General features: G+C 63.9%; 13 protein-coding genes. 3 read left to right on the forward strand and 10 right to left on the reverse strand.

Annotation, left to right across the window (positions count from 1 at the left end; translation table 11 throughout):
* Nucleotides 1–57: 57 nt before the first annotated feature.
* Nucleotides 58–1,077, forward strand: coding sequence for a calcium-binding protein (locus AC58NV_RS02635; RefSeq protein WP_497225756.1), 1,020 nt, complete (start codon nucleotides 58–60; stop codon nucleotides 1,075–1,077).
* Nucleotides 1,078–1,125: 48 nt separating this feature from the next.
* On the opposite strand, the gene AC58NV_RS02640 is transcribed toward AC58NV_RS02635, so the two are convergent.
* The 10 genes from AC58NV_RS02640 to AC58NV_RS02685 all read right to left on the reverse strand — a co-directional run bounded on the left by AC58NV_RS02640 (nucleotide 1,126) and on the right by AC58NV_RS02685 (nucleotide 12,946).
* Nucleotides 1,126–1,905, reverse strand: coding sequence for an enoyl-CoA hydratase-related protein (locus AC58NV_RS02640; RefSeq protein WP_497225757.1), 780 nt, complete (start codon nucleotides 1,903–1,905; stop codon nucleotides 1,126–1,128).
* Between the two features lie 110 nt (nucleotides 1,906–2,015).
* On the reverse strand, nucleotides 2,016–2,489 hold the full coding sequence (locus tag AC58NV_RS02645) for a cytochrome c-type biogenesis protein (protein WP_497226386.1): 474 nt from the start codon (nucleotides 2,487–2,489) through the stop codon (nucleotides 2,016–2,018).
* 5 nt (nucleotides 2,490–2,494) lie between these two features.
* Nucleotides 2,495–4,459 carry a heme lyase CcmF/NrfE family subunit gene (locus tag AC58NV_RS02650; RefSeq protein ID WP_497225758.1) on the reverse strand — a complete coding sequence of 655 codons (1,965 nt, stop codon included), beginning with the start codon at nucleotides 4,457–4,459 and terminating at the stop codon, nucleotides 2,495–2,497.
* Nucleotides 4,460–4,569: 110 nt separating this feature from the next.
* On the reverse strand, nucleotides 4,570–5,145 hold the full coding sequence (locus AC58NV_RS02655) for a holin family protein (protein WP_497225759.1): 576 nt from the start codon (nucleotides 5,143–5,145) through the stop codon (nucleotides 4,570–4,572).
* Nucleotides 5,136–5,747, reverse strand: coding sequence for a holin-associated N-acetylmuramidase (locus AC58NV_RS02660; RefSeq protein ID WP_497225760.1), 612 nt, complete (start codon nucleotides 5,745–5,747; stop codon nucleotides 5,136–5,138). Before AC58NV_RS02660 ends, AC58NV_RS02655 begins: the two co-directional genes overlap by 10 nt.
* 196 nt (nucleotides 5,748–5,943) lie before the next feature.
* Nucleotides 5,944–6,387 (reverse strand): cytochrome c maturation protein CcmE, encoded by a 444-nt coding sequence (gene ccmE / locus AC58NV_RS02665; RefSeq protein ID WP_174144811.1) that lies wholly within the window; start codon nucleotides 6,385–6,387, stop codon nucleotides 5,944–5,946.
* 39 nt (nucleotides 6,388–6,426) lie between these two features.
* Entirely contained in the window at nucleotides 6,427–7,455 is a 1,029-nt protein-coding gene (gene argC, locus AC58NV_RS02670) for an N-acetyl-gamma-glutamyl-phosphate reductase (RefSeq protein WP_497225761.1), read from the reverse strand.
* Between the two features lie 114 nt (nucleotides 7,456–7,569).
* Nucleotides 7,570–8,379, reverse strand: a complete 810-nt coding sequence (gene murI / locus AC58NV_RS02675; protein ID WP_497225762.1) for a glutamate racemase — start codon at nucleotides 8,377–8,379, stop codon at nucleotides 7,570–7,572.
* Nucleotides 8,380–8,388: 9 nt separating this feature from the next.
* Nucleotides 8,389–9,267: a lysophospholipid acyltransferase family protein gene (locus AC58NV_RS02680; RefSeq protein WP_497225763.1), complete on the reverse strand. Its 879-nt coding sequence runs from the start codon at nucleotides 9,265–9,267 to the stop codon at nucleotides 8,389–8,391.
* A gap of 259 nt (nucleotides 9,268–9,526) precedes the next feature.
* Complete coding sequence (locus tag AC58NV_RS02685; protein WP_497225764.1) at nucleotides 9,527–12,946, reverse strand: indolepyruvate ferredoxin oxidoreductase family protein; 3,420 nt, start codon at nucleotides 12,944–12,946, stop codon at nucleotides 9,527–9,529.
* A gap of 169 nt (nucleotides 12,947–13,115) precedes the next feature.
* Here AC58NV_RS02685 and AC58NV_RS02690 point away from each other — a divergent pair, with 169 nt between their 5' ends.
* Complete coding sequence (locus AC58NV_RS02690; protein WP_366662619.1) at nucleotides 13,116–14,021, forward strand: LysR family transcriptional regulator; 906 nt, start codon at nucleotides 13,116–13,118, stop codon at nucleotides 14,019–14,021.
* Between the two features lie 399 nt (nucleotides 14,022–14,420).
* Complete coding sequence (locus tag AC58NV_RS02695; protein ID WP_497225765.1) at nucleotides 14,421–16,691, forward strand: mechanosensitive ion channel family protein; 2,271 nt, start codon at nucleotides 14,421–14,423, stop codon at nucleotides 16,689–16,691.

Consider the following 16,691-nt stretch of genomic DNA (forward strand, 5'->3'; position numbering starts at 1 on the left):
CGCCCCGCGCGTGTATTTGCAGAATGCCGTCTGCCAGCTGAATATGGGATTGATAACATGGAATTTTTACTCTTGCTCGGCATCGGCCTCACCATCGGCGGCGTGGCGGTTGCGCTGGATGATGATGAGGAGGAAGCCTTTCAAACGCAAAACGGCACTGATGGTGACGATCTTCTGCTCGGCAACGACGGGAACGACCACATCAGCGGCGGCGAGGGGGCGGACTCCATCGGCGGCTTTGGCGGCAATGACCTGATCCGGGGCGAAGATGGAAGTGATCTTCTGGATGGCGGCAGCGGTGCGGACGAACTGGACGGTGGTGAGGGACAGGATTCACTTTACGGTGACGAGGGCAATGACTACCTGCATGGCGAAGCCGATCCCGACTTTCTCGCCGGAGAGGCGGGGAACGACACATTGAATGGCGGCGACGGTCTCGATTTTCTGCATGGCGGCACCGGCAATGACGTGCTCAAGGGAAGCCTTGGCGCAGACTACCTGCGCGGCGATGATGGCAATGACGGTCTGGAAGGCGGATATGGCGGCGACGCCCTTCAAGGCGGCGATGGCGCCGACACACTTGAAGGCGGCGAAGGAAATGACCTTCTGAACGGCGGCGATGTCCTAGGCCGGGGGCCGAGCTTTGCTGAGGACGTGTTCGATGATCTGGTTCATGGCCTTTCACCGAACTCCATCGGAAGTGAGTCCTATATGATCAGGGATGACGGCACCGGCGACGAGTTGATCGGCGGCAATGGCCAAGACACTCTGATCGGCGGTGGGGATGATACCCTGAACGGCGGGGATGGTGCGGATGAATTCGTGGCAGGCGACTGGCTGAGCGACGGTGAATACGCCACCGTCACCGATTTCAATACCAGCGAAGACATGATTGTCTACCGCTATGATGAAACCGCCGCTGCGCCGAACCTTACTATAGTGAGCATTGCCAACCCGGACGGTACAAATGATGCCGAATTGCGGGCTGATGGTGAAACCGTGCTGCGCATCACAGACGTAAGTGAGGATTTCAATCTCGAAGCCCAGGTTGCCTTGGTGGCATCCCCGATGGCTTAAACGGTTTGCCGCCCCGGCGCTGGATAGCGCCGGGACTCCTGGAACGCCTCAGCGCCCCTCGAATTTCGCGGGGCGCTTTTCCATGAAGGCCGTCACGCCTTCCAGGAAATCCCGGGTTTTGCCGCACTGCCCCTGCAGATGCGCCTCTTCCGACAACTGCTCCGCCAGAGTGCGGCCATAGCTTTCGCGCAGGGCGGATTTGGTGGCGGCAAAGGCCTTGCTGGGGCCGCTGGCCAGATAGACCGCACGTTGGCGCCAATGGGCCTCGAATTCAGCGTCCGGCACCGCTTCCCAGATCATCCCCCAGTCGCTGGCCTGCTGGGCGCTGATGCGGTCGGCAAACAGGGCCGCACCCATTGCCTTGGCCAGACCGATCTGGCGCGGCAGGAACCAGGTGCCGCCGGCATCGGGGATCAGCCCGATCCTGGTGAAGGCCTGCATGAAGAACGCGCTTTCGCAGGCAATCACCACATCGGCGGCCAGCGCCAGATTGGCGCCCGCCCCGGCCGCGGCGCCGTTGACCGCGGCCACCACCGGCACCGGGCAGTCATAGATTGCCTGCAGCATCGGCAGGTATTCGTCGCGCAGCGTGCGTTCCAGGTCGAGCGGGCCGCCGTTGCTGCCCGCATCGCTCAGATCCTGGCCGGAGCAGAACGCATCGCCCGCGCCAATCAGCACCACCGCCCGCGCCTCGCCCGCGGCCAGCCGCATCGCATGGGTGATCTCAGAGCGCATCCGGCTGGTCAGCGCATTTTTGCGCGCCTCCCGGTTCAGCGTGATCACCGCCAGCCCGTCCTGCAGCGAAAACAGGATTTCTTTGTATTCCATCGGAGTGCCCTACCTAACTGAAGTCCTGGACCGCGGGATCTGTCTGCCGCCGCAGCCGGTTGGCAGGCATGGTGAAGCAAAGCGCGCGGCCCGGAAAGCCAGACCCGGCGTCAATCCTCCAGGATTTTCCGCAGCCGTTCCTGCTCTTCTTCGCTTAGCCGCTGTTCAGCCTTCTTGGGCGACCGCGCGCGGCCGCGGATATAGAAGACACCGATCACCAGCGCCGCCAGCAGCATCAGCGGCCCGGCGGCCCACAACAGCCAGTTGGCGCCGCTGGCAGTGGGGCGCAGGAGCACATATTCGCCGTAGCGGTCGACGATGAAATCCATCGCCTCGCGGTCGCTGTCGCCAGCCACCAGCCGCTCGCGCAGCAGCACCCGCAGATCGCGGGCCAGCTCGGCGTTGGATTCATCAATGCTCTCGTTGCGGCAGACCAGGCAGCGCAGGTCCTTGGACAGCTCCCGCGCACGGGACTCCAGCGCCGGATCCTCCAGCACCTCATCCGGCTCCACCGCCAGCACGGGCGCCGGGGCGAAGACCGCAACCGCCATCAGCGCCGCCAGGGCAAGGATCAGAAGACGCATCTGTTTCATTCCGCTGGCACTCCCGCCGATGGTGTCTTGCGCGCACCCGCCGCCACCCGGAAGCGCCGGTCGCTGAGGCTCAGGAGCCCGCCGAGCGACATCAGGATGCAGCCCGCCCAGATCCAGTTGGCAAAGGGCTTGATATAGGTCCGCATGGTCCAGCTTCCGTCCTGCTGCTGATCCCCCAGCACCACATAGAGGTCACGGGTCACGCGGTAATCAATTGCCGCCTCGGTGGTTGGCATCTTGGCCACCGGATAGTCGCGTTTCTCCGGGAACATCACCGCCTCGTGGCGGCCGTTGCGGGTCACCTCGACCCGGCCCTTGGTGGTGAAGTAGTTCGGCCCCTGCTCGCGGCTGACGTCCTGCAGGACCAGGGTAAAGGCGCCCACGTCAAACGGCTCTCCCAGCTGAGCGACGCGGATGTCCTCCTGCTCCCAGGCGGTCAGGCCCGCGATGGCAAAAATGGTTATGCCGAGCCCGCCGTGCGCGACGGCCTTGCCCCAATCCGCCCGCGGCAGCCGCAGCATCCGCTGCAGGCGGTTCGAATTGCCGCTGCGCAGACACAGGTCCGCCATAGCGCCGAACACCATCCAGGAGCCGAGGAACAGCCCCACCGGACCCAGCGCGGAACGGCCGGTCTGCATCGCCCAGGCCAGCACGCCCAGCGACACCGCCAGCAGGAACACATAGCGCAGCTGCCAGGCCACCCGGCCGATGCGCCCGCGCTTCCAGGGCAGCATGGCGCCCACCGGCAGCAGCAGCCCCAGCACCACCATGAACGGGGTGAAGGCAGAGTTGAAGAACGGCGGGCCGACGCTCAGCTTGCGGGCAAAGACCATCTCCGCGACGATCGGCCAGACGGTGCCGAAGAACACCACAAAGCAGCTCACGGCCAGCAGGATATTGTTGGCCACCAGCGCGGTTTCGCGGCTGACCATGCCGAACAGCCCCTTGGCTTCCATCGCCTGGGCGCGGGCTGCAAACAGCGTCAGCGCGCCGCCGGTGAAGAAGGCCAATATGAACAGGATGAACACGCCGCGTTCCGGGTCGTTGGCGAAGGCGTGCACACTGGTGATGATGCCGGAGCGCACGATGAAGGTGCCGATCAGCGAGAAGCCGAACGCCAGAATCGCCAGCAGGATGGTCCAGCTTTTCAGCGCCTCGCGTTTTTCCACCACGATGGCGGAGTGCAGCAGAGCGGCGGCCAGCAGCCAAGGCATGAAGGAGGCGTTTTCAACCGGATCCCAGAACCAGAAGCCGCCCCAGCCAAGCTCGTAATAGGCCCACCAAGACCCCAGCGCGATGCCGATGGTCAGGAATACCCAGGCCGCCAGCGTCCAGGGCCGCACCCAGCGGCCCCAGGCTGCGTCGACGCGGCCTTCGATCAGGGCGGCAACGGCAAAAGAGAACGCCATCGAAAGCCCCACATAGCCGAGGTAGAGGAACGGCGGGTGGAAGGCGAGGCCCGGGTCCTGCAAGAGCGGGTTCAGGTCCTGGCCGTCAAACGGCGGCACCGTCAGCCGCAGGAACGGGTTGGAGGTGAAAAGGATGAAGGCAAAGAAGGCCACGCCGATGGCCGCCTGGACCGACAGCACCCGCGCCTTCAGCGTCGGTGGCAGCCCGCCGCCGAAGACGGATGCCATGGCCCCGAACAGGCTGACGATCAGCACCCACAACAGCATCGAGCCCTCGTGGTTCCCCCAGGTGCCGGAGATCTTGTAGAGCATCGGCTTGGCCGAGTGGCTGTTGAGCGTCACCAGCTTCAGCGAGAAGTCGGAGGTGATGAACCCCCACATCAGCGCGCCGAATGAGAACGCGGTGAACAGGAACTGCGCCTGTGCTGCGGGCTCCGCCACGGCCATCCAGCCGGGCCAGCGTTTATGGGCGCCGATCAACGGGATAACGGCCTGCACGATGGCAATCATGAAGGCGAGAATTAGGGCGAAATGTCCGAGTTCTGTGATCATGTGCCGCTATGTCCATGCGTGGTCTCTAGGGATGGGTTTCCTATACGCCTCTCTGCGGGGAGGGCCAATGGCAAACGCCGCGCCACGCCGCCGCAGAAGGCAAATTGTGATCAGCCGCGGCGGGTTTTCCAGGCCTCCAGCGCCGGGTTCGCCCCGGCTGAGGTGGTCTCCAGCCGGGCGGCTGCATCGGAGCCTGTGCTGGCGGCAGCAGGTGAGTCTGCCCGCAAGCGTTCCAGCGCCGCGATGTTCCGGGCAACTTGCGGCATCTGCGCCACGCTGGCGGCCAGCCCCTGCTGGAATTCCTGGCTTTTGACCTGATGCCGCGCGCCGAAATAGAAGGAGACGATGACCCCCAGCAGCCACCACAACGGTTCCGGCACCAGCGCCAAACCCTGCATCCGGGCGGCGAACCAGACCGGATCGCTGAGGGCGGAGATCAGCAGCGCCATGGTTCCCAGCGCCAGCATCGGCCGCGGCAGCCGGTTGACCCCGTCCATGAACCGGTCGAACCGGCTTTTGCCGCCGTACTGGAATTCGGCGGCCAGCTGGCTGAGTGCCGCGGACTGCATCTGATGCGCCCGCGCCGCACCGGCTTCGGCATTCTCGCGGAACACCTCAGCAGTTTCCCGCAACACATTGCGGCGGCTGCCGAAAATCAGGCCAAGGACATCTGCGATCATCGCCATTCTGCTGTCCTCCGCTGAAACGCCTGACGGCTCAGATGGTACTGGGCGGAGATGAACTCCTCTGCCCGTTTGATCCAGCCGCCCTTGGTTCCGTCGCGGGCGCGGGCAAATTTGCGGCTGGCGGCGCGGCGGTCGGCAAGGCGGAAGTAGTAGTTCCGGCGGGCAATACCGTAGGCGTCGTGCAGGGCATCCGCGTCAACCAATGCCGCCTGCTCTGCTGCTGATGCGGTCTGCGGGCCGATGGCGCCATCTACGGTCACGGCAAAGCCCATTTCTCGCAGCAGCCGCTGAAGAATGCGCACCGCATTGCTGCCTGCATTCACATACATATCGAACACCGTCGCCTGAAGGCAGGCTGGCAGGCTGGCTATCCGGGGGGCTTCGAAATAGTGGCGGATGAAAATCTCCACCGCCTGCACCCGGCTGAGCGCCCGCACGTCGGCGATCGCCACCCGCCCGTCGCCGGTCAGATCCAGACCCAGCCGCCGCATCGTGCCGATGGTCACCCCGTGTTTGGTGGCGCCGCCCGGGTCATCCGGGTCATTCACAAAGCCGCCTTCGCGCGCCACGATCTGTTCTGCAATCTCGTTTACAGTCTGCATGTCACCTCACCACTTCCGGTTCGGAACATGCTGCCGCAAAGGTGCTAACATCCGCTGAGACCACCGTACGCTGCCTGCGCAACACCCCTGGGAAGCGCCGCCGCGCCGCGCAGTGCGCGGCGCCCGGCCCAAAGCAAAACGCCTCCCCGAGGGGAGGCGTAATTGGGGCGGGAAGGCTCTGTCCTGAGCGCTAGCCTCAGGTCTCGGGCTCCTGATAGACCCCCTGCTCCTTCAGCGCGTCCATGACTTCCTTGGGCATGTAGGTTTCGTCGTGTTTTGCCAGGATTTCAGTAGCTTCGAACACGCCGTTCACGTAGCTGCCGGTGCCGACCATGCCCTGGTTCTCCTCAAACAGGTCGGGCAGAACGCCGGTGTAGGCCACCTGAACCGTTGCGCCGCCGTCGGTGACGGCAAAGCGCACGGTCTCCCCCTGGCCGCGCTGCAGCGAGCCTTCGGCCACCAGCCCGCCGATGCGGAACACCTCGGACGGTTTCGGCGGCGCTTCGGCAACCTGGCTGGGCGAACGGAAATAGTTGATCCCGTCCCGCATGGCATAGCCGATCAGGGCGGTTGCAACGATCAGGGCCACCGCGGCAACCGCGATGACCTGGATACGGCGCTGTTTCTTCAGGTTCTTCATGGTGTCCTCATTTCAGGCCCAGGCCAGCGCCGCCCCCGGTTACGGGAACAGCGGCGCCATCATCAGGCCCTCAGTCTCTTCCTCACCTAACATCAGGTTTGCGTTCTGCAAGGCCTGCCCGCTGCTTCCTTTTGTCAGGTTATCCAGTGCCGCAAAGACGATGGCGCGGCCTTCGATCCGGTCCTGCGCAACACCGATATGGCAGAAGTTCGAGCCGCGCACATGATGGGTGCTCGGTGCCTCGCCAAAGGGCAGAAGCTCGATGAAGGGCTCATAGGCATAGGCCTTGGCGAAAGTGTCATGGATTGCCTGCGCATCGCCCTTCACATAGACGGTGGCCAGGATGCCGCGGTTGGCGGGCAGCAGGTGCGGGGTGAACTGCACCTTCACCGGGCGCCCCGCAATCTTGCTGAACTCCTGGTCGAACTCGCCCAGGTGCCGGTGGGTGCCGCCGATGGCATAGGCGTTGTAGCCCTCGCTCAGCTCTGCGTGCAGCAGGTTCTCCTTGAGCGACCGGCCGGCGCCGGAGACGGCGCATTTCAGGTCCAGGATGATTTCGTCCAGATCGATGACGCCTGCCGCGATCAGCGGCCGCAGTGCGAACTGGCCGGTGGCGGCGTTGCACCCTGTGCCCGCAACCAGGCGCGCGGTTTTGATGTCCTCCCGGTAGAACTCGGTGAGGCCGTAAACCGCTTCTTCCTGCTGCTCCAGCGCGGCGTGGGGATTGCCGTACCATTTCTCGTATTCCGCCGGGTCGCGCAGCCGGAAGTCCGCCGACAAGTCGACGATTTTCAGGTCCTTGGGCAGGGCTGCGATCACTTCCTGGCTGGTCTTGTGCGGCAGCGCGCAGAAGCAGAGGTCGATGCCCGCAAAGTCGATCTCATCGATCTTGCACAGCACCGGCAGTTCCATATGGCGCAGGTGCGGGAACACTTCGGCCATGGTCATGCCGGCTTTGCGGTCGGCGGACAGCGCCGCGATGTCGATGTTCGGGTGCTGGGCAATCAGCCGCACCAGTTCGGCGCCGGTGTAGCCGGAAGCGCCAAGGATAGCCACTTTATGGGTCATGTCAGACCTCGTCTTTCGATGTGATATGCCGGTTCCGCAGCCATCTGCGGAGAGGAATAGGGAAAACTGTGCCCGCGCACTTTGACCTGGAACAAGGTTCCGGGGCGTTGGTGCTCAGGCTGCCTGAAAAGTGATTTCCCGTCGGAGGAACTGGGTCGCGCGGTCGCTGACGCGGCCCGGGTTTCCGGTGGTAAAGAAGCCGCCGCCGCCATTGCCGCACATGTTTGGATGCCGCTGCAGGTAATCCGCCAGGCTGTCGGCCACCAGGCTGCCCTGGCTGAACACCTTGACCTCCGGCCCCAGCGCCTCCTGAAAGGTCTGTTCCATCAGCGGGTAATGGGTGCAGCCGAGGATCGCCGCCTGCGGATGCGGCATCTTGCGTTTCAGCGCATCGACGTGGGAGCGCACCAGCGCTTCGGCCAGGATCATGTCGCCGTCCTCGATCGCGTCGACAACGCCGCCGCAGGCCTGCGCCTCGACATCGACGCCGATGGCGCGGAACGCCAGTTCCCGCTGGAAAGCGCGGCTGGCGACGGTGGCCGGAGTGGCAAACAGCGCGACGTGCTTCACTTCCACCTCGCGCGGCGGCGAGTTGTCGCCCCACTGCCGTTCGGTCAGCGCCTCGATGAGCGGCACAAAGACACCCAGCACCCGCTTGCCCTGAGGCAGCCCGCCCTCCTGCATCCGCCGCAGCGCGGCGGCTGAGGCAGTGTTGCAGGCGAGGATCACCAGATCGCAGCCCTTGTCCCACATGTTGGCAACCGCGGATTTGGTCAGCTGATAGACATCCTCCGCGTCGCGCACGCCGTAGGGCGCGCGGGCGTTGTCGCCGTAATAGAGGAAATCCACATCCGGCAGGCGCTTTTGCGCCGCGTCCAGGACGGTCAGCCCGCCCAGGCCTGAATCAAAGATGCCTACAGCCATTTCGCCTTCTCACGCGCGGTGTTTCTCTTCGAACTCAAACCCATACCCGTAGGATTTGAGCGGTACTGGAGAAAGCTCATACGTCGCTTTGCGCAAGAAATCCATAAGTGCTTTTGTATCACCCGCCAGCGGCGCCAGAACGCCGCGGCCAATCGGCGCGCCGATCACCACCCGGACCGGGGTATCGACACGCTTGCGGAACTCCTGGATCAACAGCCCCATGCGCAGGGTTGCGTGCAGGTGGCTGGCGATCTGGAACAGGCGCGAGGTGTGGCCGTCAAAGAACACCGGCACCACCACCGCGTCGGACTTGGCGATCATCCGGGCGGTGAAGCCCCGCCAGCCGGGGTCCATCGGATGCCCCAAGGGACGCGCGGCGGTAGAGACGGTGCCGCCCGGAAAAATGCCGATGGCGCCGCCCTGCCCCAGATAGCTGAGCGCTTCCTTGCGGGTCGCCAGGTTGGTGCGCATGGCTTCCTTCGTCTCCGCGAAATCCACCGGCAGGATCACCTTGTTCAGATCTTCCGCCCGGCGGAACACTTGATGCGCCAGGATCCGGAAATCACCGCGGGCCTCGGACAGGATATGCCCCATCATCAGCCCGTCGAGGATGCCGTAGGGGTGGTTGGCTATCAGGATGACCGGCTTGTCTTGCGGGATGTTCGCCAGCGCGCCGCCAGCGATATCCAGCGTCAGCCCGTAGCGTTCGGCCATGACGGTCCAGAAACTGCGCCCGGCGGCGACCTCCTGCTCGTAGCCGGAAGCACGGCGGATCAGGTTGAGGCGCCCGGTGGTATTCTCCATCAGCCGGATCACCGCGCGGCCTGCGCGGGTGGAGGCCGAATGGGCATAGGAAATGTCACGGGCGATATGGCGCTGCGCCTGCATCTGCGGGAGGTCTCCGTTGGGTGTCTGCGGCCAGATAAAGCCGGAGGCGCATTATGCAACAGGGGCGTAACAGGGGTGTGACGCTTTGCTGCAAGCCCTGGCAGCGGCGCGGCTCCGGACCGCAGAGGAATTGCTGCGGGCAGGACGCCGCGGAACGGCAAGCGCCGCGCGACAGCGCGGCGCTCGGCCCAACGGTCTTGGGCCTTTTCTCGAAAGGAAAAGGGTCAAGGCGGGCGGGAGTGCCCCGCCCTGCCCGATGTTACTCTGCGGCCTGCTTGACCGGCACACCGCCCTGGCGCAGCGCCGCCAGCAGTTCCTCGCGGCGCTTGGCAGCCTTCTGTTCATTGGCCATCTTGACCGGACCGAAGCCGCGGATCTGCAGCGGCAGTTCGGCCAGTGCCACCAGCGGCTCCATGTTTGCCGGCGCAGCCTTGGGCAGCCATTCCTTCATGTCGGCCTCGTACTGCTTGATCAGCGCGCGCTCCATCTTGCGTTCCTCGGTGTAGCCGAAGATGTCGAGCGGAGTGCCGCGCAGGGACTTCAGATTGGCCAGCAGGCGGAACCAGCGCTCCATGCCGGCGCCGAATTTGCGCTTCTTCGGGCGTCCGTTCGGGTCGGTGCCGCCCAGCATCGGCGGCGCCAGATGGTAGGAGAGCTTCAGGTCGCCTTCGAATTCCGCTTCCGCCTTGGCGCGGCTGTCCAGCAGCAGGCGGGCAACCTCGTATTCGTCCTTGTAGGACAGCAGCTTGTGGTAGCCCTTTGCCACCGCCTCCTTCAGCGCGGGATCGCTGATGCCGTCCAGCAGCTTGCCATAGCGTTTCGCCAGGCTCTTGCCCTGGTAGGCCACGAGGTGGTCGGCGCGGAAGGCGATTTTTTCGTCCAGCGACTTCGGCTTCTCAACCACATTGGGCTGGATTAGCTTGGCCGCTTCTTCCGGATGCAGCACGGCCCAGCGGCCTATGTCGAAGGCGCGCTTGTTGCGCTCCACCGCGGCACCGTTCATCTCGATCGCCTGCTCGATGGCTTCATGGCTGACGGGCACCAGCCCCTTCTGCCAGGCGCCGCCGAACACCATCATGTTAGAGAAGATCGAGTCGCCCATCGTGACGCGGGCCAGCTCGGAGGCATCAAACAGGTCAAGCTGGTCGCGCAGGCGCGCCTGCAGAGCCAGTTCCAAACGGTCGGAGGGCACCTTGAACTCGGTGTTCTTGGTGAATTCGCCGGTGATGATCTCATGGCTGTTCACAACCGCGCCGGTCTTGCCGGTGGTGGTCAGGCCCAGGGTCTTGGCGCCGGCGCTGACCACCAGGTCGCCGCCGATCAGCGCATGCGCCTCACCGGTGGCGACGCGGATGGCGGAGATGTCCTCGGGGTTGTTGGCAATCCGGCAGTGGATATGCACCGCGCCGCCCTTCTGGGCGAGACCGGCCATTTCCATCAGGCCCGCGCCCTTGCCGTCGATCTGTGCTGCCTGCGCCAGCACCGCGCCGATGGTCACAACGCCGGTGCCGCCGACGCCGGTGATCACCACGTTATGGGTGCCGTCGATTGCAGGCAGTTCCGGTTTCGGCAGGTCCGGCAGGTCGAGGCCCGCGGTAGCTTCCTTGCGGATCTTGGCACCCTCAACCGTCACGAAGGACGGGCAGAAACCGTTGAGGCAGGAGAAATCCTTGTTACAGGAGGATTGGTCAATGGCTCGCTTGCGCCCCAGCTCGGTGTCCTTGGGCACGATGGAGACGCAGTTCGACTGCACGCCGCAATCACCGCAGCCTTCGCAGACATCACTGTTGATGTACACTCGCTGGTCCGGATCGGGGAACTGTCCCCGCTTGCGGCGGCGGCGTTTCTCGGCGGCGCAGGTCTGGATGTAGATGATGGCAGAGACGCCCTCGACCTGTTCGAACTCGCGCTGGATCTTCATCATCTCGGCGCGTTCATGCATCCGCATGCCGGCCGGGAACAGCGCGGCGTCCACGTCCTCCTTCTCGTCATAGACTACGGCCATGGTCTTGACGCCCATCGCCTTCAGCTCATGCGCGATCTGCTGCGCGGTGAGACCGCCCTCAGCCTGCTGGCCGCCGGTCATCGCTACCGCGTCGTTATACAGGATCTTGTAGGTGATGTTGGTGCCTTCGGCGAGTGCTGCGCGGATCGCCTGCACGCCGGAGTGGTTGTAAGTGCCGTCGCCCAGGTTCTGGAACACATGCTTACGCGTGGAGAACGGCGCCTCGCCGACCCAGTTCACGCCCTCGCCGCCCATATGGGTGAAGCCGGTGGTTTCGCGGTCCATCCACTGCACCATGAAGTGGCAGCCGATGCCGGCATAGGCGCGGGAGCCGTCGGGCAGCTTGGTTGAGCTGTTATGCGGGCAGCCGGAGCAGAAATAGGGCAGACGGGTGGCGATTTCCTCGGCGTTATCCGCGCGGCGCGCCTCTGCCAGCGCTGCCAGCCCGGCCTTGATTGCCTCGGTCTCGCGGCCTTCCTCGATCAGGATGCCGCCCAGTTTCTCGGCAATCATGATCGGGTCGAGCGCATATTTGGTCGGGAACAGCTCCTCGCGGTGCATGCCGCCGGCGCCGCCCTTGTACCAGCCGTAAACGCGGCGGCCGCGGCGGTTGTCAAAGATCGCTTCCTTGATCTGGATCTCGATCAGTTTGCGCTTTTCCTCGACCACGACGATCAGGTCCAGCCCCTCGGCCCAGTCGTTGAATCCCTTCATGTCCATCGGCCAGGTCTGCCCCACCTTATAGGTGGTGATGCCCAGCCGTTCGGCCATGTTCTCGTCGATGTTCAAGAGCTTCAGCGCATGCACCAGGTCGAGCCAGTTCTTGCCCGCGGCGACAAAGCCGATCTTGGCGCCGGGCTTGCCCCACATGCGCTTGTCCATCTTGTTTGCATGGCTGAACGCCTCTGCCGCAAAGCGCTTGTAGTCGATGATGCGGTTTTCCTGGCGGAAGCGGTCGTCATCCAGGCGGATGTTGAGCCCGTCGGCCGGCATGTCGAAGTCCGGGGTGACCAGCTGCATCCGTTCGGGGCGGGCATCGACAACCGAGGTCACCTCGATGGTGTCCTTCATGGTCTTGAGGCCAGTCCACAGGCCGGAGAAGCGGCTGAGCGCATAGCCGTAGATGCCGTAGTCCAGGATTTCCTGCACGCCGGCCGGGCTGACGATCGGCAGGTAGCAGTCCAGAAGCGACCATTCAGACTGGTGCAGCACGGTGGAGCTTTCGCCGGTGTGGTCATCGCCCATCGCCAGCAGCACGCCGCCGTGCTTGGAGGAGCCGGCCATATTGGCGTGGCGGATCGCATCGCCGGAGCGGTCAACGCCCGGGCCCTTGCCGTACCACAGGCCAAAGACGCCGTCATACTTGCCTTCTCCGCGCACCTCTGCCTGCTGGGCGCCCCACAGGGCGGTCACGGCGAGGTCTTCGTTCAAGCCGTACTGGAAGGTGACATCCGCCTCTTTCAGCTGTTTTTCTGCGCGGGACATCTGCAGGTCCACTGCCCCCAAGGGCGACCCGCGGTAGCCGGTGACAAGCCCGGCGGTATTGAGACCCGCCGCCATGTCGCGGTGCTTCTGCATCAGCATCAGCCGCACCAGCGCCTGTGTGCCGTTCAGCAGCACGGGCGATTTGGTCAGATCATACTTGTCGTTCAGAGTGATTTTCGGCGTGCTCATCGTGGCCTCCTCAACCGGGATTAGCTTGCACTTTCTGCCCGCAAGAATAGGTCATAAATACTGACCTGAATAGCCGCATTTTTTTCGATTTTGCTCGCTTGCGCCGTCAAAACTGATACATAACTAAGATTTCATACAGTCGGCCCCGAACGGACAGAAAGTAACACATATGGATTGGGATAAGCTCAGAATATTTCACGCGGTGGCCGATGCGGGCAGCCTGACCCATGCGGGTGACAAGCTGAATCTGTCCCAATCCGCGGTCAGCCGCCAGATCCGCGCACTGGAAGAGAGCCTCAATGCGACGCTTTTCCACCGCCATGCGCGCGGACTGATTCTCACCGAGCAGGGCGAGCTGCTGTTTGACGCCACCCAATCCATGTCCGCGCGGCTGGAGGCGGCCTCTGCCCGTATCCGCGACAGCGAGGAGGAAGTGTTCGGCGAGCTGCGCGTCACCACCACCGTCGGTTTTGGCACCCTGTGGCTGGCACCGCGGCTGACCAAGCTTTATGAGCAGTACCCCAACCTCAAGATCGACCTGATGCTGGAGGAGCGGGTGCTGGACCTGCCGATGCGCGAAGCCGATGTGGCGATCCGCATGAAGGAGCCCAGCCAGGCCGATCTGGTGCGCAAGCGGCTGATGACCGTGCGCATGGGGCTTTATGCAACGCCGGAGTACCTGGAGAAGCACGGCAATCTGGAAACCTCCGAAGATATCACCCAGCACCGGCTGATCTGTCAGAACCAGCGCTCGGCCCAGGTGGGCTCTGCCGCGGTGCTGGGCAAGAAGCTGATGGCGCTGGACCCCGGCTCGCTGCTGACGGTGAACAACTACTTCGGCGTTCTGCAGGGCGTGCTGCATAATCTGGGAATCGGCATTCTGCCGGACTATGTGACGGAGGAATTTCCGCAGCTGGTCGAAGTGCTGCCGGAAGAGGTTCAGAACGAGGTGCCGGTCTATCTCGCCTATCCGGAGGAGCTGCGCCATTCCCAGCGCGTCGGCGCCTTCCGCGACTTTGTGCAAAGCGAAATCATGGCCCACCGCAAGCATATGAAGGAACTCGGCAAGCTCTGAGCGTCCGGTTCCTTTTCTGGCCTGAGCATTCTACGAGTCTGCGGCCGCTAGGAAGGTCCGGAAATCCGCGGCCCGGCACATCCGGTGCCAGCCATGCAAAAACCGCATAGCAGCATTGACGCTGATTTGGCGTTAATCCCCTTGAAGGGTTAACCGCGGCGCCCTAAATGAACCTCATGAAGGCGGCGGCGCTGCCCCCCTTCATACCTCCCTGTTGGACTTCGGCCGAGCTTAGTGCTCGGCCTTTTTTTTGGCCCCAACCGCCGCCTGCAAGGCGCGGAGTGGAATAACGCATTGCGCAATCGTCCCTTTTTTCTTTGACCTGAATACAACTCATCGGTTCAACTGGGCCAGGGTTTTCCCCGCACCCGGCTTGATTTCCTGACCCAGGAGGTTCCGATGACGGCATTCTTTCAGCACTTTGCCCGCATTTTCAGCGTAATTTTGACGGTTCTCGTTCTGGGAGCCGCCTGGCAGACGCCTGCAACGGCGCAAACGGCGGCTGCGCCCGCCCTGCCCGATCCGCTGACTGAAGAGGCCATACATGAGATGGTTGCCCGGATGTCGGACGATCAGGTCCGGGCGCTGCTGCTGGAACGGCTTGATGCGGTGGCCGCCCGCGAGGAGGCTGCGGCCCCGCCGCCGACACTGACCGGGCGGGTGGTGCAGCTGTGGACGGCCTTCACGCTGCCGGTCACGGATGCGGTGCGCAAACTGCCGGTGCTGCCGGAAGGCCAGTCCCGCGCGATCAGCAACTTTGTCCAGAAGCACGGCGGCCTGGGTGGTGTGCTGCAAATGATCGGACTGATTGCCCTGACGCTGGCCATCGGCCTGGCTGCGGAATTTGCCGTGCGCAAGCTGATTGCCCGCTGGCGCAATCTTGAGACTGTCAGCGGTTCGGCGGACACGCTGGCTGGCGCGCTGAGTTTTCTGGGCCGGCGGTTCCTGCGCGAGATGATTGGCCTGGTGGTGTTTTACGTCGTGATCCGGGCAGTGGGCCGGACGCTGCTGGACGCGCAGATGCTGCAGTTTGCGGCACCGATGGTCACCTATCTTATCTGGCTGCCGCGTGTGGGTGCGGCCGTGTCCCGCTTCATTATGGCGCCGGAGCGGCCGGACCGGCGGCTGGTCAACGCCAGCGACCGCTGGGCGGATTTCCTGCACCTGCACACCATCGGCCTGATCTTCCTGGCCGGGCTGACCATCTTCTCGGTCAACTTCAACACCGCCAACGGCATCGCACCGGAATCGATCCGCCTGGCCTACTGGCTGGACAGCCTGGTCTATGTCTACATCATCTGGATTGCCTGGACCGCGCGAGAGGGCCTGACAGACATGATGCGCGGCACCGACCCGGACCGCACCCGGTATGACGAGGTTGCAGCACATTATTATCCCTACTTCGCAATGGCGGTGGCTGCCCTGACCTGGGTGGTGGTGGGGACTCTGGTCGGGCTGGGCAAGGTGGCGCAGCTGATCCACGGCGCCCACTACGTAACCATGTTCTGGCTGCTGGCCGCGCCGGCGCTGGACACCGCCATCCGCGGGCTGGTCAAGCATCTGGTGCCGCCGATGTCCGGCGAGGGCCGGCTGGCGGCCGAAGCCTATAAGTCGACCAAGCGCAGCTATATCCGGATTGGCCGTGTCTTGGTGGCGGGCATCGTGCTGATGATCATCTCCAATGCCTGGGATGTCGACCTGATGGAAATCGCCTCCGGCGCGGAGGGCATCGGCGGCAATATCATCGGCTGCCTCATGACCATCGCGGTGGGCTATGTGGTCTATGAGGGCGTGTCGCTCTGGATCAACCGGCGCCTCGCCAAGGAGCAGACCTCCGGCGAAGAGGCCGAGGCCGGCGGCGAAGGCGGCGGCGCGGGCGGCTCGCGGCTGGCAACGGTGCTGCCGCTGCTGCTGGTCACCGCCCAGATCGCCATTGTGGTGATCTTCGGGCTGCTGGCGATCGGGGCGCTGGGCATCGACATCACGCCGCTGCTGGCCGGGGCCGGGATTCTGGGCCTCGCCATCGGTTTTGGCGCGCAGAAGCTGGTGTCGGACGTGGTTTCCGGCATCTTCTTCCTGATCGACGACGCCTTCCGGGTCGGCGAATATGTTGAGGTCGAAGGCACCCGCGGCACGGTTGAGAAGATCTCGATCCGCTCCATGCAGCTGCGCCACCACCGCGGGCCGATCAACACCATTCCCTACGGCGAGATCCCCAAGCTGACCAACTACAGCCGCGATTGGGTGATCATGAAGCTGCGCTTCACCGTGCCGTTTGACACCGACCCCAACAAGGTGAAGAAGATCTTCAAGAAAATCGGCGCCTCGATGCTGGAGGATGAGCTTTACAAGGGCGACTTCCTGCAGCCGTTCAAAAGCCAGGGTGTCTTCGACTTTGATGACGTCGGAATGATCATCCGCGGCAAGTTCATGGCCAAGCCGGGCACCCAGTTCACCATCCGCAAGGAGATCTTCAACCGGGTCAAGGCGGCCTTTGCCGAGAACGGAATCGACTTTGCCCGCCGCGAGGTCCGGGTGGCGATCCCGGGGCTGGAAGATACCGACCAGTTGAACGACACCGAAAAGGCCGCCATCGCCGCGGCCGCCGGCAGTGCCGCACAGCAGCAGGCGGCGGAAGGGGCCGAAGGCGGTGCCGGGCAGAAAAAGTAG

This window comes from Leisingera sp. ANG49, assembly GCF_059694505.1.

What these genes read in the sequence shown, in the direction of transcription:
- AC58NV_RS02635 (WP_497225756.1), top strand. Translation starts at nt 58, where the DNA reads ATGGAATTTTTACTCTTGCTCGGCATCGGCCTCACCATCGGCGGCGTG.
- AC58NV_RS02640 (WP_497225757.1), bottom strand. Translation starts at nt 1,905, where the DNA reads ATGGAATACAAAGAAATCCTGTTTTCGCTGCAGGACGGGCTGGCGGTG.
- AC58NV_RS02645 (WP_497226386.1), bottom strand. Translation starts at nt 2,489, where the DNA reads ATGCGTCTTCTGATCCTTGCCCTGGCGGCGCTGATGGCGGTTGCGGTC.
- AC58NV_RS02650 (WP_497225758.1), bottom strand. Translation starts at nt 4,459, where the DNA reads ATGATCACAGAACTCGGACATTTCGCCCTAATTCTCGCCTTCATGATT.
- AC58NV_RS02655 (WP_497225759.1), bottom strand. Translation starts at nt 5,145, where the DNA reads ATGGCGATGATCGCAGATGTCCTTGGCCTGATTTTCGGCAGCCGCCGC.
- AC58NV_RS02660 (WP_497225760.1), bottom strand. Translation starts at nt 5,747, where the DNA reads ATGCAGACTGTAAACGAGATTGCAGAACAGATCGTGGCGCGCGAAGGC.
- ccmE (WP_174144811.1), bottom strand. Translation starts at nt 6,387, where the DNA reads ATGAAGAACCTGAAGAAACAGCGCCGTATCCAGGTCATCGCGGTTGCC.
- argC (WP_497225761.1), bottom strand. Translation starts at nt 7,455, where the DNA reads ATGACCCATAAAGTGGCTATCCTTGGCGCTTCCGGCTACACCGGCGCC.
- murI (WP_497225762.1), bottom strand. Translation starts at nt 8,379, where the DNA reads ATGGCTGTAGGCATCTTTGATTCAGGCCTGGGCGGGCTGACCGTCCTG.
- AC58NV_RS02680 (WP_497225763.1), bottom strand. Translation starts at nt 9,267, where the DNA reads ATGCAGGCGCAGCGCCATATCGCCCGTGACATTTCCTATGCCCATTCG.
- AC58NV_RS02685 (WP_497225764.1), bottom strand. Translation starts at nt 12,946, where the DNA reads ATGAGCACGCCGAAAATCACTCTGAACGACAAGTATGATCTGACCAAA.
- AC58NV_RS02690 (WP_366662619.1), top strand. Translation starts at nt 13,116, where the DNA reads ATGGATTGGGATAAGCTCAGAATATTTCACGCGGTGGCCGATGCGGGC.
- AC58NV_RS02695 (WP_497225765.1), top strand. Translation starts at nt 14,421, where the DNA reads ATGACGGCATTCTTTCAGCACTTTGCCCGCATTTTCAGCGTAATTTTG.